Source organism: Arthrobacter sp. 01T428 (assembly GCF_056398685.1).
The window spans coordinates 95,829-108,962 of the sequence record NZ_JBFTPW010000008.1 but is presented as its reverse complement, the minus strand read 5'-3'; the positions used below and the strand labels follow the sequence as shown (position 1 = coordinate 108,962).

The window sequence follows — 13,134 nt, the reverse complement described above, 5'->3', positions numbered from 1 at the left end:
TGTCTTGCATTGCGATGTGATCCACCTTACCATCTTTGGTATACCAAATGGCATGGATGTATCCGTCCCTCGCCACTGCAGCACACGAAGGGTGCACAACAATGAAGAACCAATCCACAACCACTCCGGAGGTGGATACGCCCGTAGTCAACGTCGATCACGGACGGGCCCGCCTCTTCACCCCGACCGCACGGCAATGGGGATCGATGATCCTGCTGTCCACAGCCGTCTGCGCCGTCGCCATCCTGGCCGGAACACACAAGATTCCCCTCGGCAACGCCGCTATCGTACTCATGCCCGTCTTGTGGGCCGTGCTGATGGGCGCCGTCATCGGCGTCCAGAAGGTGCGCCCCATGTCCGGCCAGAGCCGTGCCGTGGCCTCGGTATTGCTCAACGTCAGCATCGTCATGTTCCTCGGAGCCCTCGGCACCCAGGTGGGACCCTCCTTCGCCAAACTGACTTCCCTCGGTCCGGCCATCCTGCTCCAGGAAGTCGGCCACATCTTCGGAACCGTCATCATTGCCCTGCCGGTCGGCGTCGCGCTGGGCATGGGCCGCACGGCCATCGGGGCCACCTGGGCAATTGACCGGGAATCTTATTTGGCCTATGCACTGCAGCGTTTCGGCGTGAAGTCCCCGGTCTACCGCGGCGTGTTCTCCGTGTGGCTGCTGGGCAGTGTATTCGGCGCCGTCTTCATCTCCCTCCTGGCCGGCTTGCTCGGCGGAATGGGCATCTTCGACCCGCTTGCACTCGCGTTAGGCCTGGGCCTCGGCTCGGGATCCATGATGCTTGGCGGCGTCGCGGCCCTGTCCATCCTGTATCCCGGGCAAGCACCGGAGATCATGGCGCTTGCAGCCCTGTCGAACCTGGTGACGAACCTTGTGGGCTTCTACGCCGGAGCCTTCCTTTCGTTGCCGATGTCTTTGCGGCTCTACAAGTTCTGGTCGCGCCTCTTCCGCCGCGATGACGAAGGCAAGCGCCTTGACCGCAACGGGAACCCCGTTGCCGCGAAGCTGCGCCGGCCACAGGACCGATCCAAAGTGGACGTTTCAGCCGTGCTCCAGGACCCCGAAGTGCGCACGAAGCCCTCAACGTGGATTATCGCTTTCGGTGCAAGCATCGCCGCGGGCGTGGTCCTCAACGCCTTGGGCACCAAGTCCACCAGTATCAACGACGTCATTGGCGTGGTGATCCTTGGCCTCCTTACCGCGCTGGCATTCGTACTGGCCAAGTACGTTCCCGCCGTGCCGTCGAGCGTATGGGTTCTTGCGCTCGCCACGTTGGCAACAGCTCCGATTCTGCCTTTCAGCGGCTTGATCGTCTCCTTCACCCACAACCTTGACCCGCTCTACGTGGGCCTTGGCTCGATCGCCCTGCTCGGCATGAACGTTGGACGCGACATCAACGCGCTGAAGACACTCAACTGGCGCACGGTCATTGTGGCGACCATCACGTTCTCCGCAAGTTTCATAGCGGCCGCGGCACTTGCACAATTCGTCATCCACGTCTGAGGGCTGACGCCGGACGACTGACGCCGAACAAGGGCGGTGGAATGGACTCTTTCGTCCATTCCACCGCCCTCTCGTGTCTCCGCCCGCCCTCGGCGGCGCCCACGGGTGATGTTCGACGCATCGCGGTTCCTTGATCCCCGGAGCCGCGCGACATACCGAGTCAGATGAACGGCTGAAGGACTCCAGACCATCTATGGCTTGCTAAGATCTAAAGGCTCAACCGGTCCCCCGGAGAGCCCCCATCAACTGGCCCGGAAACGGACGCGCCCCTTCGCGCCCGATACTGGCCGCTGCCCGACCCCAGGAGACCCCTGCTCTCATGACCGCATTGGCCGAACCGGACTATTTCGAGGTCCACGACGAGGATTACCGCACCGAACTGGACTCGCGGTACGAGGAAGGTTTCGGGCGCGGCCCCGAGCTCGACGACGACTACGGCACCGGCTACGACGAACTCGACAAGCTCTTCGATGGTCTGTTTGACGACGAGGATGATGACCTGGACGCCCCGGCCAAGGCCGAAAAGAAGGTTCCGGCCAAGAAGGACGCTCCGAAGGCTGCTGCCGCAAAGACGGCCACACCGAAGAAGGCGCCCACAAATTCGGTGCCCAAGGCCAGCCCGGTCATTACCCGCAGGGTGGTCCCTGCGGCCGCTCCCGTCGTCGAACCCGCCGCCGAACCGGTCGCCACCGTCGTCGAACCCGCCGCCGAACCGGTCGCCACCGTCGTCGAACCCGCAAGCTCCGAAGCGGCTCCCGCGGAAGAATCGGTGACTCCCGCGGTTCCGGACAGCCCTTTCTTCGCCCCGCACATCGCTCCGGTCAACCAGCATGTGGAGTTCCTCCGCAAGCTCCGCCCTGGCTTCGAAGTCCCCTACGTGGATCCGATGCACTCGGTGGAGGATTGCCGGATTGTCAGCCTGTTCTCCAACACCAGCGAGGCCTCCCCACGGGGCGTTGTGTGGGCCGGAGACGACGCCGCCGCCACCCGGCTGCTGGGTCTGCAGTTCCAGCTCGGCCTGCGCCCGGAATGGATGATGCCGTGGAACACCCACCCGTGGTTTACTCCGGGCGAGGCGAACGGAAAACTGACCCCCGAGCAAGTCAGTGCCGGGCTCAAGCCGCTCATCGCGTTCCTCAAACTCGTCCCGCGCGCATCGGCGATCGTCGCGCACGGAACGGAAGCCAACCGCCTGGCGCAGATGCTCCTCAAGACTGACAACCAGCTGATCTGGCGCCGCGGCCTGAAGGTCTACAAGGCCCGTTCGCTGCACGGGCGCGCCTTCGCCGGTTCCAAGGAACGCCAGACCGAATGGCTGATCGAAATGGGCCGCTCCTACGCGGACGCCATGGCCCGCGCGGGTCTCCAGGCGGGTCGGCGCTAGGAATCCTAGCGCCGCGATTTCCGGGCTGGCTTCCCGGCAAACAGTCTCCGGTCCAGCGAAACCGCCCCGGAACCGATGAAGGCGAACGCCAACGCCAACGCGATATACAGGATGAGCAGTTCAGCGTTGATTCCGGGGCTATCGCTCAACAACGGTTTGCCCGATTCGGTGACAAACCAGATCCCTGCGTACATGAGGGCCGCCAGGAAGCCAGCCACCCGCGTCAGGGCGCCGAGCACCAAAAGTGCGCCCAGCCCGGTTTCACCCCAGATGACCAGCCAGGACATCAGCTCCGCTTTTTGAACACCCATCGCGGCGATGGTTGCCTCAAACGCAGGCTGCCCCGCGAGCAGCTTCTGGACTCCGTGCACCAGCAAAAGGCCGCCGAACACGATCCTTAGAAACGCGATGCCGCGCGAAGACGAGGTCTGCGAAGGAAGGAGGAATTTCACCCGATCCAATCTTCCATGCCGAGGGCACAGCTCAAAACAGCCGCTCCGTCCACGGCAGAATGGAAACCGCAGCGGACCTCGGTGGGAGGGCCGCAGGACAGGATGGATGAAGCCGGGATGGATGTTGACGTCGTCGTAGTCGGCGGAGGCGCGATGGGATCAGCTGCGGCCTGGCAGCTCGCACTCAAGGGGCGATCGGTGGTTCTCCTTGAGCAGTTTGAGGAGGGGCACCATGTAGGGGCTTCCCATGGTGCGACGCGCAACTTCAACACGGCCTACGCAGAGGGTGACTACCTCGCCTTGGTCAGCGAAGCGAGGAACCTCTGGGACAGGCTCGCGGAGGAAACCGAAACGCAGTTGTTGGATCTTGTGGGTCTGGCCAACCACGGAAATGTTGCCCGGCTCCGGGAAGTTCGGACCGCGCACGCTGAGCGGGGCATCGCAAGCCAGTTCATCTCCGCCAAGGAGGCGTCAGAGCGTTGGCGGGGCATGGTGTTCCGAAGCGATGTCCTCTTCGTGCCGGAATCGGGCCGGGTCCGGGCGGCCGAGGCCCTCAAGGCGCTGCGCACATCGGCCGAGGCACACGGTGCCCGCTTCGAGTATTCGACCCCTGTTCGCGAGATCCGCGTGCTCGGCGAGGATCGCGCCGTCGTCGTGACCGATTCGCTGGAAATCACGGCGCGCCGGATTGTCATCGCGGCGGGCGCCTGGACCAGCAAGCTTGTCGGGGCGCAGGTCCCACTCCCCCGTTTGGTGGTCACCCAGGAGCAACCTGCGCATTTCACGCCCATCGATGATTCCCAGTCCTGGCCGAGCTTCAACCACGCGCCGGACCCGGGAGATCCCCGTGACGACTATTGGTACAGCCCTGTCTATGGGATGCTCACTTCAGGCGAGGGGGTCAAGGCGGGGTGGCATGGCGTAGGGCCTGTCACCGATCCGGATGCCCGCACATTCGAACCCGAGCCGGTTCAGCTGGAGGCCCTCCGCCGCTACGCTCGTGAATGGCTGCCCGGGGTCGACGCCGAATCGGCGGTTCCCATCAGCTGCACTTACACGAGCACGGCCAACGAAGATTTCCTGCTCGACCGTTTTGGACCGCTGGTGGTCGGCGCGGGGTTCTCAGGCCACGGATTCAAGTTCACCCCGGCTATTGGCCGCGTACTTGCCGATCTTGTCGACGGGATTGACGCGCCGCGCCGCTTCCGCCGCGCTTAAATGCAACTAGCTCGCAGTTGTTGTCGTTCTGAGCGCTCAAAACGACAACAACTGCGAGTTGGGTGGGCGGGGCGCCTAGTTCAGGGTGGCGACAACCTCGTTGAGCTTTGCTGAAGGTCGCATCACGGCCTCCGCCTTGGCGGCGTCGGGGCGGTAGTAGCCGCCGATGTCGGCAGGCGAACCCTGGACTCCGAGCATCTCGGCAATGATGGTGTCCTCGTTGGCCGTCAGGGCCTCGGCGACGGCGGAGAACGCGGCGGCGAGCTCCGTATCGTCGCTCTGCTGGGCCAGTTCCTGTGCCCAGTACTTCGCGAGGTAGTAGTGGCTGCCTCGGTTGTCGAGTTCGCCCACCCTGCGCTTCGGGGACTTGTTGTCGAGCAGGAACGTGCCGGTGGCGCGGTCGAGCGTGTCCGCGAGGACCTGTGCCCGGGCGTTGCCGGTGGTGGTGGCGAGGTGCTCGAAACTGACGGCCAGGGCAAGGAATTCGCCCAGGCTGTCCCAGCGCAGGTGGTTTTCCTGCAGGAGCTGCTGGACGTGCTTCGGAGCCGAGCCGCCGGCACCGGTCTCGAAAAGGCCGCCGCCGTTGATCAGCGGGACCACGGAGAGCATCTTGGCGCTGGTGCCAAGCTCGAGGATTGGGAACAGGTCGGTGAGGTAGTCACGCAACACGTTGCCGGTCACCGAGATGGTGTCTTCGCCCTTGCGGATCCGCTCCAGCGTGAACGCGGTGGCCTTCTCCGGGGACATGATCTCGATCTGCAGGCCCTCGGTGTCGTGGTCCTTCAGGTATTCCTTGACCTTGGCGATCAGCTGGGCGTCGTGGGCGCGGGTTTCGTCGAGCCAGAAGACAGCCGGCATCTTGGAGGCGCGGGCACGGGTGACGGCCAGCTTGACCCAGTCGCGGATCGGCACGTCCTTGGTCTGGCAGGCGCGCCAGATGTCGCCCGGGGAGACCTGGTGTTCGATCAACACGGTTCCGGAAGAATCCACAACCTGCATGGTTCCGGCGTACTCAACTTCGAAGGTCTTGTTGTGGCTGCCGTATTCCTCAGCCGCTTGTGCCATCAGGCCGACGTTCGGAACCGTACCCATGGTGGTGGGATCGAAGGCGCCGTGGGCACGGCAGTCATCGATGACCACCTGGTAGACATCTGCATAGCAGCTGTCCGGGATGACCGCGAGAGTGTCGGCTTCCTTGCCGTCCGGTCCCCACATGTGGCCGGAGCTGCGGATCATCGCCGGCATCGAAGCGTCAACAATGATGTCACTGGGAACGTGGAGGTTGGTGATGCCCTTGTCCGAATCGACCATGGCCAGCGCCGGTCCGTCTTCCAGGCCCTTCTTGATGGCCGCCTTGATGCCTTCGCGGACGTCTTCCGGGAGTTCATCGAGGCCGTTCAGGATGGAGGCGAGGCCGTTGTTGGCGCTCAGGCCGGCAGCAGCGATCTGCTTGCCGTAGGTGTCGAAAAGCTCAGAGAAATACGCCTTGACAACGTGGCCGAAGATGATCGGATCGGAGATCTTCATCATGGTGGCCTTCAGGTGTGCCGAGAACAGCACGCCTTCTTCCTTGGCGCGGACCACCTGGGCAGCCAGGAACTCGTCCAGGGCAGCGGCGCGCAGCACGGTGCCGTCCACTACTTCACCGGCGAGGACGGGGAAGGCCGGCCTGAGGACCTTGACGGTGCCGTCTTCGCGGACGATCTGGATCTTGATGGTGTCGTCGGCCGGGATGACCACGGATTTCTCGTTGGAGCGGAAGTCGTTCTCCGTCATGTGCGCAACGTTGGTCTTGGAGTCGGCGCTCCAGGCACCCATGGAGTGCGGATTCTGGCGGGCGTAGTTCTTCACCGACAGGGGCGCGCGGCGGTCCGAGTTGCCTTCACGCAGGACCGGGTTCACGGCCGATCCCTTGATCTTGTCGTAACGCGAGCGGATGTCCGTCTCTTCGTCGGAGGAGGGGTTGTCCGGGTAGTCCGGAAGCGCGTAGCCCTGACCCTGCAGTTCGGCAATGGCTGCCTTCAGCTGCGGGACGGACGCGCTGATGTTGGGAAGCTTGATGATGTTCGCTTCGGGCTTCTTTGCCAGTTCGCCCAGTTCAGCCAGTGCGTCACTGATCCGCTGCTCTTCAGTCAGGTAGTCACCGAAGACGGCGATGATTCGGCCGGCCAGCGAAATGTCGCGGGTCTCGACCTCCACGCCGGCCGTTGAGGCGAAAGCTTCCACAATCGGCAGGAACGAGTACGTCGCCAGCATCGGCGCTTCGTCAGTGTGGGTATAGATAATCTTTGCCATTGGCGGGGCATCTCCCTGAAAGTCTGCAGATTTCAACATCTCTAACTTACCTGAGGGGGCCGGATTGGCGCGTACCGGGACGGCCTCAAGCGAGCTGTGCAACGTCATACCGCGCCGAACCTTATGTACCTCCGCGCCAAATCGGAGTAGGTTCATTGGGTCAAACTGTGGCCGACAACACGTGGCCGCCAAACGATTGGCAGGACAATCATGACAAAGAAATCACTCCCCATCACTGGTCTCCTGAGCCTCATTACCTCCGCCGTTTTGACCCTCTGTGCCGCTGGAGGGGCGGCAGCCGCAACGCCTACTGCGGTTTCGAGCTTCGCAGCGCCTGGGACGCAGCAGCTCGTCAGCCTGGCGACAACAAACACCGACCCCACGGGGTACTGGACTCCCGAACGGATGCGAGCAGCCATCCCGGGCGATGTCCTCGCCCGCAAAGCCCTCGCACGAGGTGGCGCCACCGCCAGCGGCACGGTCGAAACCGGCCCGCCAGTGAAAATCGCCAGCGCCAAGGGCAGCAGCTCGAGCCTGCACCAAGACGAAGACCCTATTGACCACGTCGGCAAGGTCTTCTTCACCATGGGCGCCTTCGCTTACGTCTGCTCCGGCAACGTCGTCGTGTCGGACAACGACAGCACAGTGGCGACCGCGGGCCACTGCGTCAACGAGGGTCCCGGAGCCTTTGTCCAGAACTTCGTGTTCGTTCCGGCCTATCTCAACGGCAATGCTCCTTACGGCATCTGGCCCGCCAAGGCCCTCTACACCACGCCCCAGTGGCGCACCGCCGGCGACATCCGCTATGACACCGGTTTCGCAGTTACTGCCACAGTGAAAGGCAAGCACTTGGCCGACGTCGTTGGCGCGTCCGGCGTGGAATTCAACCAGGACCGGGGACTGAGCTACCAAGCCTTTGGCTACCCTGCCGCCCCGCCGTTCGACGGACAATCGCTGAAGAGCTGTTCGGGTGACGCCACCAAGGACCCCATCAATCCACAGTTCAAGGCGCAGGGCATTCCCTGCGATATGACCGGTGGGTCATCGGGCGGACCCTGGATGGTCGACTCGGGCCGGGATTCCTACCAAAACTCCATTACGAGCTACGGCTACCCTGGTGGCCCGGCTGTGATCTACGGGCCTTATTGGGGCTCCGTCATCCGGGATGCCTACGATACGGCGTCCACATCCTAGGTCTTTCGGCCAGTTGGAAACTAGGCAGAATTCGCATCTTGTCAAACGAAAGTCAAATCTCACAAAACTTGAACAATTTCTTTACATGCTTGTCACGGCTTCGGTAGTTTCGGTTCCGTCAGTCGGCGGCCTCCACAAACCGGCCGCCGTCCGCTCGATATCTAGGACAACTGTGATGAGAACCAAGACCTTGGCCACAAGCCTGCTCGGCCTCACTGCCGCCGCCTTACTCGCGCTGGGCGCCGGCAGCGGGGCCACCGCGGCCCCGTCCATAAGCGATGGCACCGATGCGTCGACCGTGAGCAGCAATTCGGCGTCGGACGCGAACACCGCTGACTATTGGACTCCTGAACGGATGAAGAACGCCGTCTCCGGTGACCTTCTGGTCACCAAGGCGCTGACCCGGACACAGGCCGCGGTTGGCCTTTCGGACATACCAACTTCTCCCGATCGGGTTTTTCCCGGGCTTGGCCGCGCACTGACAATCGAAGGCCAGAATGCCACCAGCACTGCAGCGCCGTCCCCCGCCGTGGATCGTAAAGCCAACGCAGGTGAGTCTCCCGTTTCACACATCGGAAAAGTGTTCTTCACACTCGGCGGGGTGAACTATGTCTGCTCCGGCAACTCCGTCACCTCCGCCAACCAGAGCACCGTGTCCACCGCCGGCCACTGCCTCAACGAAGGCCCCGGGGCGTTCGCGGGCAACTTCACGTTCGTTCCCGCCTACCAGGACGGCGCCGCGCCCTACGGAAAGTGGACGGCCAAGGCGCTCTACACAACCAGCCAGTGGTCCTCAAGTGGAAACATCCAGTACGACACCGGATTTGCCGTCATGAACACCCTCAATGGCCAAAAGCTCTCAGCCGTGGTGGGCGCCTCAGGCGTCCAGTTCAACGCTGCCCGAGGACTGGCGTACAAGTCGTTCGGCTACCCCGCGGCATCGCCCTTCACCGGGGAATCGCTCAAGAGCTGCTCAGGCACTGCCACAAACGATCCCAACAACCCCCAGTTCAAAACCCAGGGGATCCCCTGCAACATGACGGGTGGCTCCTCCGGTGGCCCGTGGTTCCTTGGAAGCAGCGCCAGCGGATACCAGAACTCGGTGAACAGCTACGGCTACGGAAGCAACTCCACCACGATGTACGGCCCGTACTGGGGCACGGTCATCCAAGGCACGTACCAGACAGCGTCCACAGCCCCGTAACCTCCCCGGCGCAGCAGGGACATGCCCCCTGTTCGCTCCCAGGGTTGGACATATTGCGAATATGCCCAGCGCCGACCACCAAAAATGGACATGTCCTCCCGGGAGGACATGTCCATTTTTTGGTGCCGCGAGTGGACCCGGTGCGAGCGCCCGGACCTAGAGAAAGGACCTAGTGGAAGAAGTGCCTTGCGCCGGTGAAGTACATCGTGATGCCGGCGGCGTTGGCCGCAGCAATGACTTCCTCGTCGCGCACCGAACCGCCAGGCTGGACGACGGCGCGCACACCGGCGTCGATCAGGATCTGGAGGCCATCGGCGAACGGGAAGAACGCGTCGGAAGCGGCCACGGCACCGCGGGCGCGCTCGGGTGCGCCAGTCGCGACGGCGTTGGAGGCACCGCCGGCACCGTCGACGTTGGACTCCACCTGGACGCCCAGGGTGTTGGCGCGCTCAACGGCCAGTTTGCACGAGTCGAGGCGGTTGACTTGGCCCATGCCGATGCCGACTGCCGCCCCGTTGTTGGCGAGGAGGATCGCGTTGGATTTGGCGGCGCGGCAAGCAGTCCACGCGAACGCGAGGTCGGCCAGCGTGGCGTCGTCGGCGGCAACGCCTGCGGCGAGGGTCCAGTTGGCGGGGTTGTCGCCGTCGGCGTCCACCTTGTCGGCCTGCTGGACGAGGACGCCGCCCGAGACCTGGCGGAGTTCCGTCGGGTAGCGGCCGTAACCGTCCGGCAGCGCCAGAAGGCGGATGTTCTTCTTCTTGGACAGGATGTCAACGGCTTCCGGCTCGAAGCCCGGGGCGATGACAACCTCGGTGAAGATCCCGGCCACGGTCTTGGCCATACCGGCCGTGACAATGCTGTTGGCCGCGATGACGCCTCCGAAAGCGGACACCGGATCGCAAGCGTGGGCCTTGGCGTGGGCGTCGGCAATGGGGTCCGCGGCATCGGCCGAACCCACGGCCACACCGCACGGGTTGGCGTGCTTGATGATGGCGACGGCCGGCTCGGAGAAGTCGAACGCGGCGCGGAGGGCGGCGTCGGCGTCGACGAAGTTGTTGTAGCTCATGGCCTTGCCGTGCAACTGGTCTGCCTGGGCGATGCCGGCGGGGGCCGCCTTGTCCACGTACAGCGCGGCCTGCTGGTGCGGGTTTTCGCCGTAGCGCAGCACCTCGGAGCGCTCAAGGGCGAGGCCGGCGTAGGCGGGCCAATCGATGACGCCGTCACCGTCTTCGTCGAGGAACTGGCTGGCGGTCCAGGTGGCAACGGCGGTGTCGTACGTTGCGGTGTGGGCGAATGCCTTCGCGGCGAGGCGGCGGCGCGTCTTCAGGTCGAAGCCACCCGCGGCGGCGGCTTCCACGACGGCGCCGTAGAAGTTCGGGTCAACAACGATCGCGACGGCGGCATGGTTCTTGGCGGCCGAACGCACCATGGCGGGGCCTCCGATGTCGATCTGCTCGACGACGTCGTCCTGCGCAGCGCCGGAGCGGACGGTCTCCACGAAGGGGTAGAGGTTGACCACAACGAGGTCGAAAGGCTCGATCTCCATCTTGGCCAGCGTTTCCATGTGGGCAGGAACGCGGCGGTCGGCCAGGATACCGCCGTGCACGCGCGGGTGCAGGGTCTTAACCCGGCCGTCGAGCATCTCCGGGGAACCGGTGACTTCTTCGACTTCCTTGACCGGAATACCGGCTGCGGCGATCTTCTTCGCGGTGGAACCGGTGGAGACGATGGCGACTCCTGCTGCATGCAGGCCCTTCGCGAGCTCCTCCAGCCCCGTCTTGTCGTAAACCGAGATCAGTGCACGGCGGATGGGAACACGGTCAAGCTGCGTCAAGCTCACAAAAGTCTCCGTCTTATATCGCGGGATTCCGCGGTTGCTGGGGATATGGACGAGTTTATCGTGTTGTGGCTCCTCTTCGTTTTTCGAGACGTGGCCGCGTCCGCAACATATGGTTGGGCCATGGATTCCGCGGATGTGATTTTGGTAGCCGACGTCGGCAAGAGCCGATGCCGGGTTGAACTCAGGCGAGGCGATGAGGTGGTGGGCTCGGCGGACCAGCAGGGCTTCCCCGGCCTCGGCATGGACGACGGCGCCCGGCTCGCCTTCGAGCTGCTCGCGGACACCGCGGCCATGCTGCCGCGGGGGCTTCCGGCAGCATTCCCGGAAGGTTCGTTGCTTGGAATCGGCGCCGCCGTGGCCGGGGTTGAGGCCTCAACGGCCAACTCCCACGAACTCGCCGTCCTCCTTTCCGAGCGCTTCAAGGTCCCGGCCGCGGTTCTCTCGGACGCAACCGCGGCCCAGCTCGGCGCCCTGCACGGCGCACCCGGAACGGTGCTGATTGTTGGCACGGGGGCTGTTGCCTTCCGCTTCGACGACGCCGGAACCCTCCACCGTGCCGATGGTTGGGGACCGCTCTTGGGCGATCGCGGAAGCGGCCGCTGGATCGGCCAGCAGGGCCTTCAGGCCGCACTACAAGCTCACGACGGCGGCCCTGCCACGTCGTTGCTCGGCGCGGCTGCCGCGCTTGTAGGCTCCCCCGCGCAACTTCCGGCGTGGCTCGCCGAATCCGGCAACCCGGCACGGACGATGGCGCGTTTCACGCCCGTGGTGCTGAAAGAAGCGGAGGCGGGAGACGCCGTCGCACGCGGCATTGTGGACGAAGCCTGCAGGCTTCTCGTGAACACCGTGGCCCTTGCCGCGGGCGACACGAAGCAGGTGGCGCTCCTTGGCGGCGTCGTGAAATCGGAGTTCTTCGGCGGGCTCTTGCACAACGCCCTCGCTTCGGCTGGGATTGAGGTGGTTGCGGCTCTCGGCGATGGCTTGGACGGGGCCGCCCTCGCAGCGAACCGCCGCGGGCTCCTCCAGGAAAGGTACATTCACCGTGACGGAACAGCCTGACGCTTCTTCCCCCGGTACCCCGGACTCCCCCGACGGCGACGGGCTCGAGGAACTCCGTTCGGAGCTCGCGGGCCTGCAAACCGAAGCCGCGTTGCCCGCGCTCAGTGAGTTGGACACCATGGGCACGGCCGAACTCGTCGCGGCCATGAATGAGCAGAACCGCGGCGTCCCGGCCGCCGTCGAACAAGCCAGCGGGGAAATCGCCGCAGTGGTCGACGCCGTTGCGGAACGCCTCGCCCGCGGCGGCCGGTTGCTCTACGTCGGCGCCGGAACGGCCGGGCGGCTCGGGGTTTTGGACGCGAGCGAATGCCCGCCCACGTTCGGCACTCCCCCGGGGCTCGTCGTCGGGATCATCGCGGGCGGCACCCAAGCCATCCAGAAGCCAGTGGAGTACGCCGAGGACAACGCCACTGCCGGAGCCCGGGACCTGCACGACATCAGCGTGACCGAGGCGGACGCCGTCGTCGGAATCTCGGCTTCGGGACGCACACCGTACGTGATCGGCGCCCTTGAGGAGGCCCGCAGCCGAGGCGCTTTCACCGCCTCGATCGCTTGCAACCACGCTTCGCCCATCAGCAAACTGGCGGACGTGGCGATCGACGTCGTGGTTGGTCCCGAGTTCGTTGCCGGTTCAACGCGGCTGAAGGCCGGCACGGCGCAGAAACTCGTCCTCAACATGATCAGCACGCTCGCGATGGTCAAGCTCGGGAAGACCTACGGAAACCTGATGGTCGATCTGCGGGCAACCAACAACAAGCTCCTCGCAAGGTCCCAACGGACCATCCAACACGCCACCGGAGTGGACGCAGAGACGGCGATTCGCGCGCTGGATTCCGTGGGCGGATCGGTCAAGGCAGCCATCCTGGTAGTGCTGACGGGGATCGATCCGGGGCAGGCCAAGAGCGCTTTGGACGAGGCCGGCGGCTTCCTGCGAAAGGCGATCGAGAAGCACGGATAGAGTTTTCCCCAGGAGGGGA

10 protein-coding genes are annotated in these 13,134 nt (G+C 64.3%); 7 read left to right on the top strand and 3 right to left on the bottom strand.

The window, feature by feature from the left end; all coding sequences use genetic code 11:
- The first annotated feature begins 101 nt into the window (after positions 1–101).
- Positions 102–1,511 carry a DUF3100 domain-containing protein gene (locus AC1DJB_RS11260; RefSeq protein ID WP_476910252.1) on the top strand — a complete coding sequence of 470 codons (1,410 nt, stop codon included), beginning with the start codon at positions 102–104 and terminating at the stop codon, positions 1,509–1,511.
- An 886-nt stretch (positions 1,512–2,397) separates the two neighbouring features.
- A complete protein-coding gene (locus AC1DJB_RS11255) occupies positions 2,398–2,895 on the top strand; it encodes a uracil-DNA glycosylase family protein (RefSeq protein WP_284992035.1) in 498 nt (165 codons plus the stop codon).
- Between the two features lie 5 nt (positions 2,896–2,900).
- Here AC1DJB_RS11255 and AC1DJB_RS11250 read toward each other — a convergent pair whose 3' ends face one another.
- Complete coding sequence (locus AC1DJB_RS11250; protein WP_306964029.1) at positions 2,901–3,347, bottom strand: DoxX family protein; 447 nt, start codon at positions 3,345–3,347, stop codon at positions 2,901–2,903.
- Positions 3,348–3,464: 117 nt separating this feature from the next.
- Between AC1DJB_RS11250 and AC1DJB_RS11245 the strand changes: the two genes are divergently transcribed.
- Complete coding sequence (locus AC1DJB_RS11245) at positions 3,465–4,565, top strand: FAD-dependent oxidoreductase (RefSeq protein ID WP_476910291.1); 1,101 nt, start codon at positions 3,465–3,467, stop codon at positions 4,563–4,565.
- Positions 4,566–4,640: 75 nt separating this feature from the next.
- Here the strand turns inward: AC1DJB_RS11245 and AC1DJB_RS11240 are convergent, their stop codons facing one another.
- Complete coding sequence (locus tag AC1DJB_RS11240; protein ID WP_476910251.1) at positions 4,641–6,860, bottom strand: NADP-dependent isocitrate dehydrogenase; 2,220 nt, start codon at positions 6,858–6,860, stop codon at positions 4,641–4,643.
- A 210-nt stretch (positions 6,861–7,070) separates the two neighbouring features.
- On the opposite strand from AC1DJB_RS11240, the gene AC1DJB_RS11235 reads away from it, so the two are divergent.
- The gene (locus AC1DJB_RS11235) at positions 7,071–8,054 is read left to right on the top strand and encodes a trypsin-like serine peptidase (RefSeq protein WP_476910250.1); all 984 of its coding nucleotides are present in this window, start codon (positions 7,071–7,073) and stop codon (positions 8,052–8,054) included.
- 172 nt (positions 8,055–8,226) lie between these two features.
- Positions 8,227–9,258 carry a trypsin-like serine peptidase gene (locus AC1DJB_RS11230; protein WP_476910249.1) on the top strand — a complete coding sequence of 344 codons (1,032 nt, stop codon included), beginning with the start codon at positions 8,227–8,229 and terminating at the stop codon, positions 9,256–9,258.
- 169 nt (positions 9,259–9,427) lie between these two features.
- Here the strand turns inward: AC1DJB_RS11230 and purH are convergent, their stop codons facing one another.
- Complete coding sequence (gene purH / locus AC1DJB_RS11225) at positions 9,428–11,098, bottom strand: bifunctional phosphoribosylaminoimidazolecarboxamide formyltransferase/IMP cyclohydrolase (RefSeq protein WP_307053053.1); 1,671 nt, start codon at positions 11,096–11,098, stop codon at positions 9,428–9,430.
- A 120-nt stretch (positions 11,099–11,218) separates the two neighbouring features.
- On the opposite strand from purH, the gene AC1DJB_RS11220 reads away from it, so the two are divergent.
- The gene (locus AC1DJB_RS11220; protein ID WP_476910248.1) at positions 11,219–12,157 is read left to right on the top strand and encodes an N-acetylglucosamine kinase; all 939 of its coding nucleotides are present in this window, start codon (positions 11,219–11,221) and stop codon (positions 12,155–12,157) included.
- Entirely contained in the window at positions 12,141–13,115 is a 975-nt protein-coding gene (murQ, locus tag AC1DJB_RS11215) for an N-acetylmuramic acid 6-phosphate etherase (RefSeq protein WP_284991730.1), read from the top strand. The genes AC1DJB_RS11220 and murQ overlap by 17 nt, the downstream gene beginning before the upstream one ends.
- Positions 13,116–13,134 lie beyond the last annotated feature (19 nt).